General features: G+C 35.3%; 25 protein-coding genes. 24 read left to right on the top strand and 1 reads right to left on the bottom strand.

Annotation, left to right across the window (positions count from 1 at the left end):
- The first annotated feature begins 81 nt into the window (after positions 1-81).
- From ACZ430_RS01040 to ybeY, 23 genes are all read left to right on the top strand, one after another.
- Positions 82-249 carry a hypothetical protein gene (locus ACZ430_RS01040; protein ID WP_297213785.1) on the top strand — a complete coding sequence of 56 codons (168 nt, stop codon included), beginning with the start codon at positions 82-84 and terminating at the stop codon, positions 247-249.
- A complete protein-coding gene (locus ACZ430_RS01035) occupies positions 246-1,484 on the top strand; it encodes a PhoH family protein (protein ID WP_297213782.1) in 1,239 nt (412 codons plus the stop codon). The genes ACZ430_RS01040 and ACZ430_RS01035 overlap by 4 nt, the downstream gene beginning before the upstream one ends.
- A 57-nt stretch (positions 1,485-1,541) precedes the next feature.
- Complete coding sequence (locus tag ACZ430_RS01030) at positions 1,542-2,300, top strand: flagellar motor protein (protein WP_297213780.1); 759 nt, start codon at positions 1,542-1,544, stop codon at positions 2,298-2,300.
- The gene (locus ACZ430_RS01025; protein ID WP_297213777.1) at positions 2,297-2,947 is read left to right on the top strand and encodes an OmpA/MotB family protein; all 651 of its coding nucleotides are present in this window, start codon (positions 2,297-2,299) and stop codon (positions 2,945-2,947) included. Before ACZ430_RS01030 ends, ACZ430_RS01025 begins: the two co-directional genes overlap by 4 nt.
- Positions 2,948-2,951: 4 nt before the next feature.
- Positions 2,952-3,473 carry a PilZ domain-containing protein gene (locus ACZ430_RS01020; RefSeq protein WP_297213774.1) on the top strand — a complete coding sequence of 174 codons (522 nt, stop codon included), beginning with the start codon at positions 2,952-2,954 and terminating at the stop codon, positions 3,471-3,473.
- Positions 3,474-3,516: 43 nt separating this feature from the next.
- On the top strand, positions 3,517-6,261 hold the full coding sequence (gene ileS / locus ACZ430_RS01015) for an isoleucine--tRNA ligase (RefSeq protein ID WP_297213771.1): 2,745 nt from the start codon (positions 3,517-3,519) through the stop codon (positions 6,259-6,261).
- Complete coding sequence (lspA, locus tag ACZ430_RS01010) at positions 6,245-6,691, top strand: signal peptidase II (RefSeq protein WP_297213768.1); 447 nt, start codon at positions 6,245-6,247, stop codon at positions 6,689-6,691. Before ileS ends, lspA begins: the two co-directional genes overlap by 17 nt.
- On the top strand, positions 6,688-7,095 hold the full coding sequence (gene tsaE / locus ACZ430_RS01005; protein WP_297213766.1) for a tRNA (adenosine(37)-N6)-threonylcarbamoyltransferase complex ATPase subunit type 1 TsaE: 408 nt from the start codon (positions 6,688-6,690) through the stop codon (positions 7,093-7,095). The genes lspA and tsaE overlap by 4 nt, the downstream gene beginning before the upstream one ends.
- A gap of 6 nt (positions 7,096-7,101) precedes the next feature.
- Positions 7,102-7,953 (top strand): NAD(+)/NADH kinase, encoded by an 852-nt coding sequence (locus ACZ430_RS01000; protein ID WP_297213763.1) that lies wholly within the window; start codon positions 7,102-7,104, stop codon positions 7,951-7,953.
- The gene (locus tag ACZ430_RS00995; RefSeq protein ID WP_297213759.1) at positions 7,938-8,636 is read left to right on the top strand and encodes a uracil-DNA glycosylase; all 699 of its coding nucleotides are present in this window, start codon (positions 7,938-7,940) and stop codon (positions 8,634-8,636) included. The genes ACZ430_RS01000 and ACZ430_RS00995 overlap by 16 nt, the downstream gene beginning before the upstream one ends.
- Positions 8,633-9,118, top strand: coding sequence for an HIT family protein (locus ACZ430_RS00990; RefSeq protein WP_297213757.1), 486 nt, complete (start codon positions 8,633-8,635; stop codon positions 9,116-9,118). Before ACZ430_RS00995 ends, ACZ430_RS00990 begins: the two co-directional genes overlap by 4 nt.
- A complete protein-coding gene (locus ACZ430_RS00985; RefSeq protein ID WP_297213754.1) occupies positions 9,118-9,723 on the top strand; it encodes a D-sedoheptulose-7-phosphate isomerase in 606 nt (201 codons plus the stop codon). The genes ACZ430_RS00990 and ACZ430_RS00985 overlap by 1 nt, the downstream gene beginning before the upstream one ends.
- On the top strand, positions 9,720-10,199 hold the full coding sequence (ruvC, locus tag ACZ430_RS00980; RefSeq protein ID WP_297213751.1) for a crossover junction endodeoxyribonuclease RuvC: 480 nt from the start codon (positions 9,720-9,722) through the stop codon (positions 10,197-10,199). Before ACZ430_RS00985 ends, ruvC begins: the two co-directional genes overlap by 4 nt.
- Before the next feature lie 4 nt (positions 10,200-10,203).
- Positions 10,204-10,776 carry a Holliday junction branch migration protein RuvA gene (gene ruvA, locus ACZ430_RS00975; protein WP_297213748.1) on the top strand — a complete coding sequence of 191 codons (573 nt, stop codon included), beginning with the start codon at positions 10,204-10,206 and terminating at the stop codon, positions 10,774-10,776.
- Positions 10,766-11,743 (top strand): Holliday junction branch migration DNA helicase RuvB, encoded by a 978-nt coding sequence (ruvB, locus tag ACZ430_RS00970; protein ID WP_297213745.1) that lies wholly within the window; start codon positions 10,766-10,768, stop codon positions 11,741-11,743. The genes ruvA and ruvB overlap by 11 nt, the downstream gene beginning before the upstream one ends.
- Positions 11,744-11,745: 2 nt before the next feature.
- Positions 11,746-12,291: an epoxyqueuosine reductase QueH gene (locus ACZ430_RS00965; protein WP_297213743.1), complete on the top strand. Its 546-nt coding sequence runs from the start codon at positions 11,746-11,748 to the stop codon at positions 12,289-12,291.
- Positions 12,284-12,499, top strand: a complete 216-nt coding sequence (locus ACZ430_RS00960) for a DUF2905 domain-containing protein (protein ID WP_297213740.1) — start codon at positions 12,284-12,286, stop codon at positions 12,497-12,499. Before ACZ430_RS00965 ends, ACZ430_RS00960 begins: the two co-directional genes overlap by 8 nt.
- A 26-nt stretch (positions 12,500-12,525) precedes the next feature.
- On the top strand, positions 12,526-13,491 hold the full coding sequence (locus tag ACZ430_RS00955; protein ID WP_297213738.1) for a SpoIID/LytB domain-containing protein: 966 nt from the start codon (positions 12,526-12,528) through the stop codon (positions 13,489-13,491).
- Positions 13,478-14,509: a tRNA preQ1(34) S-adenosylmethionine ribosyltransferase-isomerase QueA gene (gene queA, locus ACZ430_RS00950; RefSeq protein WP_297213733.1), complete on the top strand. Its 1,032-nt coding sequence runs from the start codon at positions 13,478-13,480 to the stop codon at positions 14,507-14,509. The genes ACZ430_RS00955 and queA overlap by 14 nt, the downstream gene beginning before the upstream one ends.
- Before the next feature lie 23 nt (positions 14,510-14,532).
- Positions 14,533-15,180 (top strand): SPOR domain-containing protein, encoded by a 648-nt coding sequence (locus tag ACZ430_RS00945; RefSeq protein WP_464910610.1) that lies wholly within the window; start codon positions 14,533-14,535, stop codon positions 15,178-15,180.
- 227 nt (positions 15,181-15,407) lie between these two features.
- Complete coding sequence (locus ACZ430_RS00940; RefSeq protein ID WP_440871049.1) at positions 15,408-16,139, top strand: PhoH family protein; 732 nt, start codon at positions 15,408-15,410, stop codon at positions 16,137-16,139.
- On the top strand, positions 16,108-17,613 hold the full coding sequence (locus tag ACZ430_RS00935; RefSeq protein WP_297213724.1) for an HD family phosphohydrolase: 1,506 nt from the start codon (positions 16,108-16,110) through the stop codon (positions 17,611-17,613). Before ACZ430_RS00940 ends, ACZ430_RS00935 begins: the two co-directional genes overlap by 32 nt.
- The gene (ybeY, locus tag ACZ430_RS00930; RefSeq protein ID WP_297213721.1) at positions 17,610-18,086 is read left to right on the top strand and encodes an rRNA maturation RNase YbeY; all 477 of its coding nucleotides are present in this window, start codon (positions 17,610-17,612) and stop codon (positions 18,084-18,086) included. The genes ACZ430_RS00935 and ybeY overlap by 4 nt, the downstream gene beginning before the upstream one ends.
- Here ybeY and leuC read toward each other — a convergent pair.
- Complete coding sequence (leuC, locus tag ACZ430_RS00925; RefSeq protein ID WP_297213718.1) at positions 18,075-19,340, bottom strand: 3-isopropylmalate dehydratase large subunit; 1,266 nt, start codon at positions 19,338-19,340, stop codon at positions 18,075-18,077. The genes ybeY and leuC overlap by 12 nt on opposite strands.
- Before the next feature lie 107 nt (positions 19,341-19,447).
- On the opposite strand from leuC, the gene ACZ430_RS00920 reads away from it, so the two are divergent.
- Positions 19,448-20,254: a TIGR02757 family protein gene (locus ACZ430_RS00920; protein WP_297213716.1), complete on the top strand. Its 807-nt coding sequence runs from the start codon at positions 19,448-19,450 to the stop codon at positions 20,252-20,254.
- Positions 20,255-20,258: the final 4 nt, after the last annotated feature.

Below are 20,258 nucleotides of genomic sequence, written 5' to 3'. Positions count from 1 at the left end.
TAATCACAAAGAAATCTTTAACATTTCCGTAACATTAAATCTTTAAAATAGAAGTCAAATAAAAATTAAAAGGAGAAAATCATGGATTTTTGGGCATTATCTTCAATGTTTGGCTTACTCTTGTGGTTTATTGCAAACTGTTGTCATCTATGGGCATTAAAAAGAATTGAATCTAAATTCGCAGTAGCGAAAGAAATTCTTCAGAATAGACAGAGTCTGCTTTTTGAAAATAAGGAGGCAGAAAAGTGAAAAAAACTTATGTCTTAGATACGAATGTACTGATTCATGACCCTGACAGTATTTTTAATTTTGAAGACAATACAGTTGTTATTCCCTATCCTGTAATTGAAGAGTTAGATTCATTGAAAAAAAATCCCAATGGCAAAGCCTATGCCGCAAGAAAAGTCATAAGATATCTAAATGAACTAATAAATGCCAATACAGCGGTAAAGAGAATTTATGGCTATGAGATAAGATTACCAAATCATGGACAGTTTGTTGTTACAGGCAAATGGTATAGTGATGAGAATACTCCAAATGATGAGCTTATTCTAAGATATTTCAGAAATATCTCAAACACCTTTAACAGAGAATTCCCTGCACCTGTTATATTTGTAACTAAAGATATTTCTTTCAGAATCAGAATTACTCTTGAAGGATTTATTGCTCAAGATTATCAAACAGATAAATCTCATTCATTTCAGAAATATGGTGAAATTAAATCCAATTCAAACCATAATATCAATTCAGTTTACTATATATGGCATGAAAATGAACTGTATAAAATCAAAAAACAGGAAAAGTTTAGGGTAAAATCAAAAACAATTTTTAATATCCTTCCCAGAACTGCTGACCAGTTATGTGCTTTAGATGCTCTCCTTGACAATGACATAGACCTTGTAGTTCTGAATGGCTTTGCAGGAACAGGAAAGACCCTTCTTGCACTTACAGCAGGTATATATCAGGTAATAAGAGGAGTTTATGAAAGGGTTATTGTAATGAGACCCGTTATTCCCATTCACGGAACTGATATAGGTTATCTTCCTGGTGATGTTAAGGAAAAACTTTCACCTTGGATGCAACCTATATATGACAACTTGGACATTATCTCATTGGCCTTTGAAAAATCCATCGCTGACTTGAAAAGAAAGAAACGGGACAAAATCAGTCTGGATGACATTGTCCAGATTGAAGCGCTTACATTTATAAGGGGAAGGAGCCTGCCTGACAGCTTTATTATCATAGATGAAGCACAAAATCTTAGACCCTTAGATGTAAAGACTATTGTAACAAGGGCTGGTGAAGGAACAAAAATAGTATTCACCGGAGACCTCGAACAGATTGACACCCCCTATCTTGATGCCACCTCATCGGGTATTGCCTATCTGGTCGATAGATTTATAGAGGAGTCAAATTTTTGCTATCTAAATCTTAAGACAACGGTAAGGTCAAAGCTGGCTGAACAGGGAGTAAGATTACTGTAATTGGGTCATATTTATTCAGAAAATGTTAAAATAATTAAATTTTGAAATTTAAGAATTATGATAGATAAATTCCTTTTATTTGGCCTATTCATAGGTTTAGGAGCGATAGTAACAGGAAATATAGTTGAAGGTGGTTCGACGGGACATCTTATTCAGTTAGGTGCTGCTTTTATAGTTTTTGGTGGCACCGCTGGAGCTGTTTTAGTAAGTTTTCCCGCTTACGACTTAAAATTAGGCCTTAAAGGTTTAAAAATTGCTTTATTAGATAGAAAAATAAAAAACGAAGAGAGATTGCTAATAGAGGAAATTATTGGCTTGCTTGTGATTGCAAGAAAAAAAGGGCTTCTTGCTGTTGAGAAAGAGCTGTCCAGTATTGAAAACCGATTCCTACGGGAAAATATGCGAATGGTTGTGGATGGTTATGAGGCATCGGTAATAAGAGATGTAGTTTTAAAGAAAATAAAAAATTTTGAAGATGAAGTAAAAACTGCATCAAAAGTTTTTGAATCAGCAGGTGGTTATGCTCCTACAATTGGAATTATCGGTGCTGTATTAGGACTTATTCATGTCCTACAGAATATTACAGAACCTTCTAAAATAGGCACTGGCATTGCAATTGCATTTGTTGCAACCATCTATGGTGTTGGTTCTGCAAATCTTATTTTTATCCCATTAGCTAAAAGAATAATTCAGAAAGCAAAAAGGGAAATTAGAAAAAATCTTTTAGTTCTTAAAGGCATAGAAGGAATAGAAAAGGGAGTAAATCCAGCCTATTTAAGAGATATCCTTGAAAGCATAAGGGAAAAGCAGTTATGAAATACGATGAAAATGAACAGGAACAGGAAGAGCAGGAAAACATAGACAGATGGCTAATCTCGTATGCTGACTTTCTTACGCTGCTTTTTACATTTTTTGTTGCCCTATATGCACTTTCTACGGTAGATACCAAAAAAGTTAACGAATTTTCCCAATCATTAAATCAGGCATTCAGGGTTATTGAGAGCCCTATTAAAAACGTAATCATTGAAAAACCAGAAATTTTTAAGTTTATCGAAAGTTTAAAGGAAAAATACAAATCTGCAGACATTGAGTATAAAGAATTACCTCAGGGATACATGATAAGAATACAAGACAAAATTTTATTTAAATCAGGACAATACGAACTGACCGATGAATCCAAGCTGTTTTTAGATGAACTATCAACCATTCTCAAACAGATACCGAACAAAATCTCTATAGAAGGACATACGGATAATATTCCAATAAGCAGTGAGTTTATCAGGTCAAACTGGGATTTATCTGCCCTTAGGGCGCTTTCTGTTTTATACTATTTAAGAGAAAAAGGCATATCTCCTGAAAGACTTACTGCAACTGCCCACGGAGAATACTCGCCAATCGCAGACAATGATACAGAGGAAGGAAGGGAGAAAAACAGAAGAATAGAAATCATAATAATGAGGTAAGATTATGGAAGACTATGAAAACATGAGAGAATTTGCGAGAATTGATGTATCAATACCTATAAAAATCCATGATATCCAGGTTCAAGATATAGAAAAACTTGAGACAGAAATCATCGGTGATGTAGACTTCTCAATTCATGATATGCCAGAAATCCTGACAGGAAACGAAATAAATCAGAAGTTAGAAGAGATGAACACGAAATTAAATGCAATCATGAACTTGCTTTTACTACAGCAACGCGGTCTTTCAGGTTTACCAGAGAAATTAGTAAATTTAAGTGCAGGAGGAATAGGTTTTTTATCGGAAATAAGCTATAACATAGGGTCTTTTGTCGGTATAAAAATGATACTTTCCATATCAAAATCTTTCGTTGGAATTATCACTCATGGAGAAGTCATTAGGTGTAATAAAATCAATGGTAATTATGACATAGGTATTAGATTTATTAACATGAAAGATTGGCATAAGGATATTATTGTGAGATTTGTAATAAGTAAAGAGAGAGAGAAGCGGAAAAGAACATAGTTGTAATTGAATTTTAGGCAAAAATTGTGGTAATCTTTTACTTATGCCTAAGGATTATAAGGACACTTTAAATCTTCCTAAGACTGACTTTCCCATGAAGGCTAATCTCGCTGAGAGAGAGCCTCAAATTCTTAAATTCTGGCAAGAAAATAGTATTTATGAAAAGCTTCAACAAAAAAATAAAAAAGAATCCTCAGGTCAGTTTATTCTTCACGACGGTCCTCCCTATGCAAATGGGCATATTCACATAGGACATGCATTGAATAAGATTTTAAAGGATATTATTGTTAAATACCATTCGATGATAGGTCAATACTGCCCTTTTGTTCCAGGGTGGGACTGTCATGGACTTCCAATTGAGCTTCAGGTTGACAAGTCTCTGGGAAAAGAAAAGGATAAAGTAGATATTTTTAGAAAAAGACAGCTCTGTAGAGAATATGCAGAAAAGTTCATAAATATTCAAAGAGATGAGTTTATCAGATTAGGTATTTTTGGCTACTGGAACACTCCCTATATAACGATGTCTAATGATTATGAAGCTACTATTGTAAGAGAGTTCTTACAATTCGTTAAAAATGGTTATGTATATCGAGGGAAAAAACCAGTATACTGGTGTCCTTCTTGTGTTACAGCCCTCGCTGATGCAGAAGTTGAATATGCTGAAAAAGAATCGCCATCCATATTCGTTGCCTTTGAAGTTATTGATAAAGAGAAGTTTCCGGTGAAAAATCAGCCATTATACATTGTCATATGGACAACAACACCTTGGACGCTACCTGCAAACTTGGCATTGGCAGTAAATCCGGAGTTTGACTATATTGGAGTTCAATCACCCTTAGGAGTGCTTATAATTGTAAAGGAGGCAGTTAACAATTTAAAAGACAAAATAGAGATTAAGGAAGAACCACTCTTCAGTATTAAAGGCTCTTATCTTGAAGGCATAAGAACAAAACATCCTTTTATAGATAGGATTTCAAAGATAGTAACAGCCGATTTTGTAGAGACAGCAGAAGGCTCAGGCATTGTTCATATTGCACCTGGACATGGAATGGAAGACTATGAAGTTGGCTTGAAGCACGGACTTGAAATATATGCACCCGTTGATGATAAAGGAAGATTTACAAGCGATGTTACTCTTTTTGCCAATTTAAATGTTTTCAACGCAAACAAAGATATCATTGAACATCTCAGAGAAAAGGGGCTGCTCATATGGGAAGGTAAAATAACCCATTCCTATCCTCATTGTTGGAGATGCAAAAAACCTGTTATTTTTAGAGCAACTACTCAGTGGTTTATCTCAATGCGTCATGAAGCTCTACGTCAGAGGGCTTTAAACGAGATAGACAGAGTAAGATGGATTCCTTCCTGGGGTCGTGAGAGAATTTATTCAATGGTTGAAAGAAGGCCAGACTGGTGTTTATCCAGGCAGAGAAGCTGGGGAGTACCTATAACTCTTTTCGTATGTAAAAACTGCGGATACATAATAAAGGACGAAAAACTTTTCGATAAAATAATTGAACTTGTGGAAAAGGAAGGCTCGGATGTGTGGTTCAGGCTTTCTCTTGATGAGCTTTTACCAAACTACAGCTGTCCTCAGTGCGGAGAGAGAGAATTCCAAAAGGAAAAGGATATCCTTGATGTTTGGTTTGATTCAGGAGTTAGCCATGCCGCTGTTCTCGAAAGAGATTCTCGCCTTAGTTGGCCTGCTGATATGTATCTTGAAGGAAGTGACCAGCACAGAGGATGGTTTCAGAGTTCGCTATTGGCTTCAACAGGAAATAAGGGAAAAGCACCTTACAGAATTGTTCTAACGCATGGTTTCACTGTTGATGGGCAGGGAAGAAAAATGTCGAAATCTCTCGGAAATGTAATTTCTCCTCAGGAGATAATCAATCTTAATGGAGCAGATATTGTAAGGCTTTGGGTTTCAGCAGAGGATTACAGAGACGACATAAAACTCTCAAAGGAAATCTTGTCAAGACTTACTGAAGCATACAGAAAAATAAGAAATACTCTTAGATACCTATTAGGAAACATTTATGACTATGACGGTAAGGATTATTCAAAAGACCTATTAGAAATTGACAGATGGGCTATGCATAAACTTCAAAGACTGATTAAAAAAGTAAGGAAGGCTTATGAAGATTTTGAGTTTCATCAAGTATTTCATGCGGTGCATAATTTCTGCGTTACTGATATGAGTGCCTTTTATCTCGATATTCTCAAGGACAGACTTTATACCTCAAGAACCGATAGTCCTCAAAGAAAAGCAGCCCAATGGGTTTTGTACAACATTGCAAACTCTCTAATAAAACTCTTAGCGCCGGTTCTATCTTTTACTGCCGAAGAGGCATGGAAGCATCTACCATTTAAAGATGAAGAAAGTGTTTTTCTTTCAAAAATGCCAGAGGTTAATCAAGCATTTATAGAGGAAGAGCTTGAGGTAAAGTGGCAGAAACTTATTGACATAAGAGACGAAGTAAACAAAGCTTTAGAGATAAAGAGACAGGAAAAGTTTATTGGTAATTCACTGGAGGCTAAGGTTGTTCTTCATGTGAACGATGCTTTAAGTGAATTCTTAAAGCCTTATACAGATTTTCTTCCAACCCTGTTCATAGTTTCTCAGGTAGAATTAAAAAGTTATAATGCCGATGAAAAGGAATTTAATGTAACTATAGAAAGGGCAGAAGGACAGAAATGTCAGAGATGCTGGAATTATTCTCCCATGGTTGGTAAGCTTAAAGAGAAAGACATATGCCCAAGATGTTATCATGCCCTTGAATTATAAGTTAAAAACCTCTACATTAATAGCATTAATACTTTTGCTCGACCAGATAACTAAATATTTAGCTATCAAGTTTTTGTATCCTGAAAAAATTATTAGTTTACTACCCTTTTTAAACCTTGTTTACGTCGAAAACACAGGCACTGCTTTTGGTCTTATGAAATTTTTAGGGAGTGGTATTTTCATTTTGATTGCAATGTTGGCAACTCTTTTACTTGTCTATTTTTTATTGAAGGATGGTAAGAATTGGTACGTATACTCTCTTCTCATAGGAGGAGCTTTAGGTAACGTTACAGATAGAATACTACGGGGTTATGTGATTGATTTTGTTGATTTGCATATAGGCGGATTTCATTGGCCCGCTTTCAATCTGGCTGACTCTGCCATAAGCATAGGAATTGTTCTTTTCATCTATAAAAATCTGAAAAAATGAAGATATACACCTATTCTGAGAGGGAGACAAAACTTTTTGGGAAGATAATAGGTAGTTTTGTGCAGAGGGAATCTATAAAAGTAGTAGCCCTTTATGGAGAGATGGGCGTTGGTAAGACAATTCTTACAAAAGGAATTGCCTCGTCTTTTGGAATAGATGAAAAAGACGTAATGAGTTCAAGTTTTGTTATCGTCTCAAGTTATGAAGAAAGAAACTTTTATCACATAGATTTGTATCGATTAGACAGTATAAATGAGGAAGAACTTGATTTGTGGGATTACTTTGAACAGGGAACATGTGTTGTTGAGTGGGCAGATAGATTAAAGCATTTGCCGGCGAACTCTATAAAGATTAAAATACAGCTAATAGACAATAACACAAGAGTTTTCGAAATGGAGTTTTAGCGTTAAATGTTTAAAAATGTATCAATTTTGTACAAAGAAAATGATAATTTAGCAATTAACAATGCCCTTAAAGTACAAGACTGGCTAAAAGAAAGGGGTAGTGAATGTAATCTTTTCCACTCTGTCGGCGAATTTTCCACTTTCAGTCATTCAGAGATTGAAACTATACACAGCTCCGATGCCTTGATAGTACTGGGTGGAGATGGAACAATGCTTGCCGTATCAAGAATTGTCGGTGGCAGAAAAATTCCCATAATTGGCATAAATATGGGGAATCTGGGTTTTATAACAGAAATTCCTCGAGAAAATCTCATTGAATGTCTCAATGAAATATTCTCTGGTAAATATGAAATTGAAGAGAGAAGCATGCTCAGAGCTGAGATTTATAGAGATAATAAAACATTATCCCGCTATATTGGTCTAAATGATATCGTAATAGGCAAGGGAATTATGGCAAAAATCTCTAATTATGACCTCTATATAAATAATCAATATGTAGCCACGATAAAAGCGGATGGAGTGATAATATCAACTCCTACAGGCTCTACAGCCTACAATCTTTCTGCCGGCGGTCCGATACTTTATCCAATCCTTAAAGGAATAGTATTTACACCCATATGTCCCCACACTCTAAGTGTAAGACCTGTTGTTCTGCCTGACGATTTTGTTATAGAAATAGTAATTTCATCGCAAGTAAGAGATGTTTTTTTAACAGTTGACGGTCAGATAGGATTTGCATTGAAAAAAAATGACCGAGTTAGATGTTTTATTGCAGAGGAAAAAACTTTAATAATAGCTCCCGTAGGAAGAGATTATTTTAAGATATTAAGGGATAAATTGAGATGGGGAGAGAGATAGATAGCTTTAATGATTTATTGAAATTCTACAGAATCCTTGGCTTTACAGAGTTACCTTCAAGTTTTATAGAATCTTTTTTGAATGAAGCAGATAATTTGAATTCAATGAAGGAATCAAAAAAAGAAGATAAGCTAAAAAAAATAAATGAAAAAATCAAAATTTGTAAAAAGTGTTCCTTAAGCAAAGGTAGAACGCAGGCAGTGTGCGGAGAGGGAAATATAGAGGCAAAACTTATGTTTATAGGAGAAGCTCCTGGATTTGAGGAAGACAGACAGGGTAGTCCATTTGTTGGAGAAGCAGGTAAACTATTAACAAACCTCATTGAAAAAATGGGATTTAAAAGACAGGATGTATATATAACAAATACTGTTAAATGCCATCCTCCAGAAAACAGAGACCCTTTTGAAGAAGAAGTTTCTCTTTGTTTTGACTACTTACAAAACGAAATCGATATTGTTTCACCTAAAGTAATTATGACTCTTGGTAAGGTGGCTACCTATGTTTTAATGGGCATGAAAGGAAAAATTAAAGATTTGGCTATCTCAAAAATAAGAGGCAATGTTTTTTATTACAAAAACATTCCTGTAGTACCAACTTTTCATCCTGCCTATTTGCTTAGAAATAGGAAGGATAAATGGCTTACCTGGGAAGATGCACAAGAAGCTTTAAGGAGATTACAATGAAAGTTCTTTGGGCTCCATGGAGAATAGAATACATATTGGGAGAAAAAGAAAAGGGATGTATATTTTGTGATAAACCCAAGGGAAAAAATGACAGGGATAATCTCATTTTATACAGGGGCAAACTTGCTTTTGTAATAATGAACAAGTATCCATATAGTTCAGGACATTTAATGGTTGTTCCATACAGGCATGTTCATACTCTTGAAGAGTTAGAAATCGAAGAGCATACAGAGTGCATGATTCTTACAGTAAAATCAATAAAGTGTCTTAAGAAAGTTATGCATCCCGATGGTTTTAATGTAGGTCTTAATATAGGAGTTGTAGCCTCAGCAAGTATTGATGAACATCTTCACTGGCACATAGTTCCTCGCTGGGCTGGAGACGTAGGATTTATGACGATACTTGAAGATGTGAGGGTTGTCCCAGAACACATTTTAGTTACCTATGATAAACTTTATCCATGTTTCAAGGAGGAGGATTGATGGAGATAGAAGAAAAAATCAAAAGAGCCTATGAAAACTCAATAAAAGTAAAAGAGCAGTTTTTCAGAGAAAATCTGACTTTGATTAAAGAAACAGCGGAGATTATTGCCAAAACCTTGAGTGAGGGAGGTAAGGTTTTAATTTTTGGTAATGGAGGCAGTGCTACCGATGCCTCTCATATAGCAGCAGAGTTCGTTAATCGTTTTAAAAGAGAAAGACCGGGACTTCCAGCAATTGCTCTTAATACTGATATGGCAGTGATAACTGCAATAGCAAATGATTATGACTATTCCGAAATATTTGCAAAGCAGATAAAGGCATTGGGTCAGAAAGGTGATATTGCGATAGCCATAAGCACATCAGGTTCTTCAAGAAATGTAATCAAAGCCGTAGAAGCCTCTAAAAAAAGGGGACTAAAAACCATAGCTTTCACAAGTAAGAAAGGAGAAAAACTTATATCGAGGGTAGATTATGCCTTTGCTGTTCCTTCGGAGGAAACACCGAGAATACAGGAAACACATATAACTTTAGGTCATATATTATGTGAACTTGTGGAAGATATACTCTTTGAAATTCCCGCTACAAAGAAAAAGATGAGACAATGATTGTAATCGGAATAGACCCTGGAAGCCGACACTTTGGCTATGGCTTAGTTGACTCTACGACAATGAAACTATTAACAGCTGGCACTTTTAATCTTTCTCATACAATTAAAATACCGCAGAGATTAGAAATTATATACAACTCTCTTACGGAAGTAATAGATCGCTATAGTCCTCTGGAAATGGCTTTAGAGAAAGCATTTGTTGGAAAGCAGATTCCTTCTTCCTTCGTATTAAGCTATACAAGAGCAATAGCATTGCTTATTGCTGCCCAGAAAGGCCTTGAAGTATATGAGTATTCCTCAACAGAAATAAAAAAAGCTCTTACTGGTTATGGAAGGGCTCATAAAATTCAGGTAAAAAGTATGGTAAAGAATTTTCTGTCTCTTAACATTAGAATATCCTATGACTGTTCAGATGCGCTGGCTGTAGCTATTTGTCATATTAACTCAAAAAAATCCCTGGAAGTGTTAAAATAAATAAATGTTTGATTTTATAAGGGGTAAGGTAGTTACTGTTAAGCCAGACAGACTTGTAATAGAGGTTGGCGGTATTGGTTTCTCAATAAGAGTTCCCTTCAGGGTTTCCCAAGAAATAAGGAAAGAAGAAGATGTTCAGGTTTATACTTCTGTCAGTATTAAAGAAGAATCAATAGAGCTTTATGGCTTTCTTGAATTATATGAAAGAGAACTTTTTGAGGAATTAATTAAGATTTCTGGAATAGGTCCTCGAACAGCTATGAACATTATTTCAACTTATGACAGAAATATGTTGCAAAGTATTATAGAAAAGGAAGACGTTAAATCTTTAAGCAGAGTGCCAGGGATTGGAAAGAAAACTGCTCAAAGAATTATTCTTGAACTTAAAGGCGCTTTACCCATCTTAGAATATGAAAAGGATATGAAATATGAAGATGTTCTCTCGGCTCTTATAAATCTTGGATACAAAAAAACCGAAGTCAAGGAAGCTTTAGAAAAAATTTATGATAAAAACAAAGATGAAGCTTCTATTATTAAAGAATGCTTAGTTATCTTGTCGAGTAAACATGCAGAATAATGAGTTACTTGATATAACTCTTAGACCAAGAACGCTCAAAGATTTTATTGGCCAGAAAAAGATTAAAGAAAATATCGAAGTTTTTGTGAAAGCAGCAATTATGAGGGGTGAGCCTCTCGACCATGTTTTGTTCTGTGGCCCCCCTGGGCTTGGCAAAACAACTCTTGCAACGGTAATAGCCAATGAGCTCGGTGTAAACATTAAAAGCACCTCTGGCCCTGTGCTTGAACGGGCTGGAGATGTGGCAGCAATACTTACAAATTTAACAGACAGAGATATACTATTCATTGATGAAATTCACAGACTACCAAGAATGGTTGAGGAGATTTTATATCCGGCAATGGAAGATTTCACTCTTGATATAATTGTAGGACAGGGACCTTCTGCCCGTTCAATCAAGATTAATCTTCCGAGGTTTACTCTTATAGGAGCAACAACAAGGACTGGACTAATTACTTCTCCGTTGAGAGATAGATTTGGTGTAGTTTTTAGATTGGAGTTTTATACGCCAGAAGAGCTTTCTGAAATTATAAAAAGGTCTTCAAATATCCTCGGAATATCAATTACTGAAGAAGCGGCAAGCGAAATTGCAAGACGTTCAAGAGGAACGCCAAGAATAGCAAACAGACTTCTCAAGAGGATTAGGGATTTCGCACAGGTGAATGAAAAAGAAATAGTTGACATAAATATAGCAAAAGAAGCCCTGCTTGCTATGGACGTTGATGATTACGGACTTGATGACATGGACAGAAAAATTCTTCTTACCATAATAGATAAATTTAATGGTGGTCCTGCAGGTATTGAATCAATAGCTGCTTCTCTTAGAGAGGACAAAGATACGATTGAAGATGTTTATGAACCCTATTTGATGCAAGAGGGCTTTATTGAGAGAACTTCAAGGGGAAGGGTAGCAACCCGTCTTGCCTATGAGGTTCTTAAAAAAAGAATACCGGAAAAACTTTTCTAATTATGAAAATACTAATACACACATGTTGCAGCAACTGTGCTTTATATCCCGTTGAAATTCTACAGAAAAGAGGATTTGAAATAGTTCTCTATTGGCATAATCCTAATATTCATCCTTACTCGGAGTACAAAAATAGACTTGAATCTGTTAATAAACTTGAAAATTTGATGAAGCTTACAGTTGTTTATGACCAAGACTACAGAGAATTTTATAAATTTTTAAGAATGGTTATGGGAAAAGAAAAGGAAAGATGCCAAATTTGTTATCAGTTAAGACTCGAAAGAACCGCAAAAAAATCAAAAGAGCTAAATATAGAATTATTTACAACTACTTTGCTGGTAAGTCCCTATCAGAAGTTTGATAAAATATTAAAAATAGGCAAAGAGCTTGCATTCAAGTATGGTATTAGTTTTTTAACAGAAGATTTTAGAGAAGGATTTAAAAAGGGAATGAATAAGGCAAGGGAGTTAGAACTATTCAGGCAAAAATACTGTGGCTGTATATACTCAGAGGCGGAAAGATATTTGAGGCAAATAGAGTATGAGTGAAATAGGCAAACTGCTAATTTTAATTGGAGCTTTAATAATTATCATAGGAGTTTTAATAACTTTTGCAGGAAAAATTCCTTTTATTGGAAAGCTTCCTGGTGACATAGTGATTGAAAGAAAAAATTTCACGCTCTATCTGCCTATCGGCACTTCAATTCTTATTAGTATAATTTTAAGTTTGATATTTTATCTATTTCACAGACGATGAAAATCATCAAAATCTTAATTTTTTTAGTGGCAGTATTGTTGAGCTTTAATGTGAGTTACTCTCAGAATAAAAATGAAACGAACTTTATAAGAGTGCTTCTTGGAGAAAACAGACCGAACTCAAACAACCTTGAGAGAATAAAAAAAGTGTCTGCCAAGGCAATAGTAAGCGGAGCAGCCTATCAGGGAGAAATAGAGCTGTGGAAAGGTGATGAAGGATACTTTTTGATAAATGTTGTAAGTCTCGAAGAATATGTGAAAGGTGTTGTTGCTTCAGAAGTTGGAATTAATTGGCCCATTGAAGCTTTAAAAGCTCAGGCTGTTTTAGCAAGGACTTATGCTGTTGCCCATATAATAAGAAACAGAGATAAAAATTTTTATGACGTCACTTCCTCTGTTTTTCATCAGGTTTATAAGGGTGAAGCGGGAAACGATGAAATTGAGAGAGCCGTAAAAGACACACAAGGAGAAATATTAACTTACAATAAAGAGCCTATCATGGCTTTTTATCATGCCTGCAGCGTAGGTAAAACAGAAGAACCTAAGGAAGTTTTTGGAAGAGACTATCCTTATCTAAAGGCCGTAGAAGTTCCTTTTACGCCCTCACCTTATACTGTTTGGGAAAAAAAGATATCTTTAGAGATACTTCAAAAAGCTCTTTCAATGGAAAAAATTTCTAAAGTAGAAATTGTAAGCCACACAAATACAGGTAGAGTGAAAGAGATAAAATTCCTCAATGGACAGAATAGCAAAACAATAAAAGCAACGGAATTAAGAAAACTGCTTAAGTGGTCTTTACTTCCAAGCACAATGGTCACCGATATCAGATTTGAAGAGGATGGAGTTGTTTTTGAAGGTCATGGATACGGCCATGGCGTAGGGATGTGTCAGTGGTGTGCTTTTCAGATGGCTCAGGAGGGTAAAAATTACAGAGAGATTCTTCAATACTTTTATTCAGGAACAGAGTTAAGTAAGATAAATGAAAATAACTGAGCTTAACTATAACCTTCCTGCATCTCTAATTGCACAGCAACCCCTTAAAGATAGAGATAAGGCTAAACTTCTTGTGTTGCATAGAGAAACGGGTCAGATAGAACATAGACTTTTTTTCGAGATTACAGATTATCTTAATGAGGGAGATTTTTTGATAATCAATAACACAAAAGTTATTCCTGCAAGATTGATTGGCAGAAAACCAACGGGAGGAAAAATAGAAATTTTACTTATCAAAGAGAATAAGGCAGAAGAAAGCAGATGGGAGATAATGACAAAAGGTGATTATGAGGGAGTAGTATTAGTACATGAAATAAAATGCCTTATAAGAAAAAACTCAAACAGCAAAGAGCTTGTATTTATTGACTTGGATTCACACTCTGCAAAGAATTTCATTCTTGAAAAAGGCCTAATGCCTCTTCCACCTTACATTAAAAGAAAGCCTGTGGACGAAGACAGAGAGACATATCAAACAGTATATGCGCAGAAAAACGGTTCTATTGCAGCACCTACTGCAGGACTACATTTTACAGAGAAGCTCCTTGAGAGAATTTCAAAAAAAGGAGTTTTCATAAAGGCTATAACTCTTCATGTGGGTGTAGGTACTTTTAAAATGATTAAATCAGAAGAGATTGAAAAACATAAAATGGATTCGGAATACTTTGAAATCGAAAGAGGATTATTTGAGGACATTTTAAAAGCTAAAGCCCAAGGTAAAAGGATTTTTTCAGTGGGAACAACTACCACAAGAGCCCTTGAAGGTTATGCTTCTGGAAAGTTCGAAGATACTGGCTCAGATAAAAGCATTGTTAGAGGATGCACAGATATTTTTATTTATCCTGGCTATGAATTCAAAGTAATTGATGCACTTATCACCAATTTCCATCTACCCAAATCTACTCCTCTTGCTCTTGTATATGCCTTTTGTCAGTCTCGTCACGTAAAGAAAGCATATGAAGAAGCCATAGAAAAAAAATATAGATTTTTTTCCTATGGCGATGCTATGTTAATCATATGAAACAAAAAGGAGATGAGTTACTGGTGATTAATAAGAGAGTTTTTATATTAATTCTCACAGCTATTGCCTTTGTAGGTATTGTGATAGGATATACAATTGGCTACATAACAACACCAGTAAAAGAAATAGAGATAAAAAGAGTCAATGAAGCAGAGAAGACTGTATTACCGCAGACAGTAGATACGGCTTTTGCAAAAAAGCAAGAATCTCCATCGGAGGAACAAAAAACTCAAATTCCTAAACAAGAGGGAAAAAACATAGAAAAACAGGCCACCGAGAAGGAGAAAATTACTAAAACAGACCAGTCAGAAAAAGAAGAAAAAGCAGAGACTAAGAATTTAGAGAGAAGGAAATCTACCGAAAAAGGATTAAAAAAATTACAAACTTCAGCTTTAAGAAAGTCTCCACAAAAATCTCTGCCAGGTAAGAGAAGTTTTTATACAGTTCAGGTGGGTGCTTTTTCGGATATTTCGAATACTAAAACAGTTCAAGAAAAGCTTGAAAATGCTGGCTATAAATCATTTCTCTCAAAAGAGGACTTATATAAGGTAAGGGTAGGGCGATTTGATAGATTTTTGCAGGCAAAGAAACTCTCGGAAGAACTCAATGCTAAGGGAATTGAGAATTTTATAGTTAAAGTCAATATTGCTTCTACAGGAGGTAAAAAATAGCACGCATAATAGAACTAAATGAGGAAAGGGAGTATCCTTTTCTTCATGGTGGCTTAGATAAGATATTCAAATTAATTGAAGATGTTCTAAATGTCACCCTTAGCGTAAGAGGTAATAAATTAATTATTCAAGGCGAAGACGAAAGAGACATAGAACAAGCAGAGAAAATAATCGAAGATATAAGGCTTGTAAACAAAGAGGGCTATATAATCAAACCTGAAGATGTTATGCATTCTCTTCAAGGTTTAAAAGAAGGCAGACCTGTGTCAATATTAGGACTTTTCAAGGGTGGTATTCCTATTCCCTCTCGTAAAAGAGTTATTATTCCTAAGACGGAAACTCAAAAAGAATATATGGAAGCAATATTAAAGTATGATATAGTCTTTGGCATAGGACCTGCAGGTACAGGTAAAACTTATCTGGCCATGGCAATGGCTATTCATTTTCTGCTTAGTAGAATAGTGTCAAGGATTGTTCTTGTAAGACCAGCTGTAGAGGCAGGTGAAAAACTGGGATTTCTTCCAGGTGCGATTGAGGAAAAAGTAAGCCCCTATCTGAGACCTCTTTATGACGCTTTATACGATATGCTCGACCTTGACAGAGCCTCTAAACTCATAGAAAAGGGTGCCATAGAGATTGCACCTCTTGCTTTTATGAGAGGTAGAACACTTAATGATGCCTTCATCATTCTTGATGAAGCACAAAATACAACGACCGAACAGATGAAAATGTATTTAACAAGGCTTGGTTTTGGTTCAAAGACAGTAATAACAGGTGATATCACCCAGATAGACCTGCCACCTCAAAAAGTTTCAGGATTGGTAGAGGCATTAAGAATTTTAAAAGATATCGAAGGGATAAAAATTATAAATTTTAGCGAAAAAGATGTGGTTAGACATAGACTTGTTCAGGAGATTATAAAAGCCTATGAAAAGCACGAAAGACAGTCAACCACTTAAACCTCTAACGCCAAACAGAAGCTATCTAAGAAAGTTTATAGATAAATTTAAGCCCACTCAAAATGGCAAACAAATAAAGAAATTTATTGAAAGGGATATTCTTTACTCTATAGTTCTGTTATCATTTATAATTTCTCTACTTCTTAATGATTACAAAAGAGGTTTCATGTCTTTTGTGGGCAGTTTAATTTTAGTGTTTATTCTTCTTGTCTTTTTTTACAGGGACTTGCAAAGGTATAAGCCAGCTTACCTTAAAAAGAAAAAAATGCTTGCTCTTCTTGGAAGTCTTTTTATATTTAACTTAGTTTCAGCCAGACTGTTTGAACATTTTTTTTCGATTTTCTCAAAGGGATTAAATATTGAAAACTTTTTTATTCACTACTTTGGCATACCATTAGCAATAGGTGCTGTCATTGTAGTAATGATTTTTGATTTTCATACAGCCATTACCTTTTCTCTTATACTCAGCTTGATGATAGGTATATGGATAAAAATATCCCTTTTCCCATTATTTGTTTTTATTACCTGCCTTATTGCAGCTTTTAGTCTCATAAGGGTAAAGAAAAGGAGCGACATAATAAACGCGGGAAGTTACATCGTAATTCTCACTCTCGTATCTTCCTTGTCAATTTTATTTATTAACGAAGAGATTACCTTTGAGTCCTTTTATTTTTTGGCTGTTTTTTCTTTGATTAACGGTTTTTCAGTGTCGGCTCTCTGTTTTCTATTTCTTCCTGTCGTAGAAAAGTTGTTTAAAATCGCCACACCTCTTAGTCTAATAGAGCTTCTTGATATAGACCACCCCTTAATGAAACAACTCTCATTAGAAGCCCCTGGAACATATCATCACAGTATGATAGTGGGAAGTCTTGCTGAGTCTGCTGCTGAAGTTGTTGGCGTAAGTCCTCTGCTCGCAAAAGTAGCTGCCTATTATCATGATATTGGAAAGATAAGAATGCCTGAATACTTCATTGAAAATCAGTCAGGCTGTATTAGCAAGCACGAAAAACTCAATCCCCATCTAAGCAGCATGATAATAATATCCCACGTAAAAGACGGTGTCGAACTTGCCCAGGAATACAATCTCCCCGAAATAATTAAGGATGTTATTCAGCAACATCACGGAACTTCTCTTGTAACCTATTTTTATCAAAAAGCTTTGAAAGAACAAGAGTCTCCACCGTCTGAAATCGATTATCGCTATCCAGGACCAAAACCTCAGACAAAACTCGCTGCTCTTATAATGCTTGCAGACGCTATTGAAGCCTCTGCAAGAACTCTCGATGAACCAACGCCAGCAAGAATTTCAAATCTGATAGATAAAATAATCAAAAATATTTTTCTGGACGGTCAACTTGATGATTGTGAGATAACCTTGAAAGATTTAATTGAAATTAAAAAGCGATTTGAGCATGTGCTTACAGGAATTTTTCATAAAAGAATTCCTTATCCAGAGACAGAGAAGAAAGATTGAAGATAGAGATAGAATTAACAAACAGGCAGAGAAAAATAAAAATCTCAAAGAGAAGATTGACCACAACAGCAAAAAAAATAATTCAACTTTTGGGAAATACCACAATAACAGAGAGAAACAAGGCTATACTGAGTAAAAAGATTATAGTATCAGTTGTTTTAATTGGAGGAAAAAGAATGAGAGAAATTAATTATAGATACAGAGGTAAAAAATATATCACCGATGTTCTCTCTTTCCCTTATTTAGAAAATCATTTTCTAATGGAAGAAGTATATTTAGGAGAACTCTTAATTTGTCCAGAGAAAGCATTACTACAGTCTAAGCAATACGGAGCAACTTTTTGGGAGGAGATGCAAAGACTCCTTGTTCATGGTATACTTCATCTGCTTGGCTACGACCACGAAGGTTCAAAAAGCCAAGCAAGAGAAATGTTTAAAATTGAAAAAAATATTCTAAAAAATTTACAAACCTAACTCTTCCGGCGTTCCTATTCTGCCAAGCACTCCACTTGCTGCAGCAACGGCTGGATTACTCAGATAAACTTCACTTTCAGGATGACCCATTCTACCTACAAAGTTTCTATTAGTTGTAGCTATTGCTCTTTCTCCCTTTGCGAGAATTCCCATATGTCCTCCAAGGCAAGGACCACATGTGGGAGGAGATACAACTGCCTGCGCTTCTATAAATATTTCAATCAAACCTTCCTTTAAAGCTTCCATGTATATTTTTTGAGTAGCTGGGATTACTATCATTCTAACTTCAGAATGGACTTTTCTACCTTTAAGCACCTCAGCAGCTTCTCTTAGGTCTTCAAGCCTTCCGTTTGTGCACGAACCAATAACCACTTGGTCAATCTTTATGTTTGTCAGCTCTTCAGCGGGCTTTACATTTGATGGGAGATGAGGACAGGCCACAACAGGAGGAATTTTTGAACAGTCGTATTCTCTTATTTCGTAATATTTAGCATCTAAATCGGAAGTAAAGATTTTATAAGGCCTTTTAGCCCTTTGCCTTACGTAATCCTCTGTAATTTTATCTGGCACAATTATGCCTGTCTTTGCACCAGCTTCAATTGCCATGTTGCACATACTGAATCTTCCGCTCATTGGCATACTGTCAATTGCCTCACCTGTAAACTCCATTGCCATGTAAGAAGCTCCATCAACACCTATATCTCCAATGGTATACAGTATTAAATCTTTACCACCAACCCATTTTTTTAGCTTTCCGTAGTATATAAATTTCATTGACTCGGGAACTTTAAACCAGCATTCACCTGTTGCCATTGCAATTGCCGCATCCGTTGAGCCAACGCCTGTTGCAAAAGCCCCCAAAGCACCGTAGGTACATGTATGGCTGTCTGCACCAATAACCAGGTCTCCTGGCAACACAATGCCTTCCTCTGGCAAAAGAGCATGTTCAATGCCAACTCGACCAATTTCAAAGTAGTTGGTTATCTCATATTTCCGGGCAAAATCTTTTAACATCTTGCATTGTTCCGCTGCCTTTATGTCTTTTTGCGGAGTGAAATGGTCAGGAACAAGGGCTATACGATTTCTGTCAAAAACTTCTTTTACTCCAATTTTTTCAAACTCCTTTATTGCAATAGGAGCAGTAATATCATTTGCCAAAACAATATCTACTTTTGCATTTATTATCTCTCCTGGGCTTACTTCCTTTTTACCTGCATGTTCAGCAAGAATTTTTTCAGCTATTGTCATTCCCATGGCTTCCTCCTTTTTTATTTAAAAATCATCGCGTTTTAAATTTTAAAGAGTTGATAGTTTAAAAATTTATTATTGCATAAAGAATTAGAAATTATCAAAAATATAGGATGGAAAAGATAAGAGAGAGTTTAGAAAGATTATATAACTCCTTTGATTTTGGACGAGCTTTACAGAATGACCCTATAAAGTTTCCCAAAAAATTCTCATATCCCCTTGATATCGAAATTTCAGCCATCCTATCCTCTTCATTTGCTTACGGAAATATTAATTGTTTTTGCAATTTTCTGGAGAAGCTATTCGGTATAATGGGAAGTAATCCCTCCGATTTTATCTTAGAGTTTAAGCCTAAAAATCTAATAAAGAAATTAACAATAAAATACAGGTTTAGCTCTGTCTATGATATTGTTGCTTATATGTTTATCCTTAAAATGATGCTTAGAAATTCACCGTCAAATTCACTGGAGTATTATTTTAATATTGCCAATTTTAATGGCCAATTTAACAGAAAATATCCTGAGACAGTCTCTAAAATTACAAATTTTATAAATATCGCTTTAAAAGTAGACTTAACGCCAATTTATGGCAGAGATATAAAAACTAAGGGGCTTTTACATTTCTTACCCCATCCGGCAAAAGGAAGTCCATGCAAAAGAATTAATCTTTTCTTAAGATGGATGGTGAGAAATAGAGATGTCGATTTCGGAATATGGAAGATAATTAAGCCAGCTGAACTTATAATACCTCTTGATGTGCATATATGGAGGGTTTCAAAGAGATGGGGTTTTACAGACAGAAACAGTCAGAATTTAAAGGCAGCAATAGAGATTACCGAATACCTAAGGCAAATTGAGCCCGAAGACCCATTAAAATATGATTTTGTTTTGTGCCATAGTGACATAAATTATTTAATATGATTTT

The organism is Thermodesulfovibrio sp. TK500a (assembly GCF_055381765.1).
Note: the sequence above shows the minus strand (reverse complement) of the source record. Positions and strands in the feature narration are given on the sequence as shown.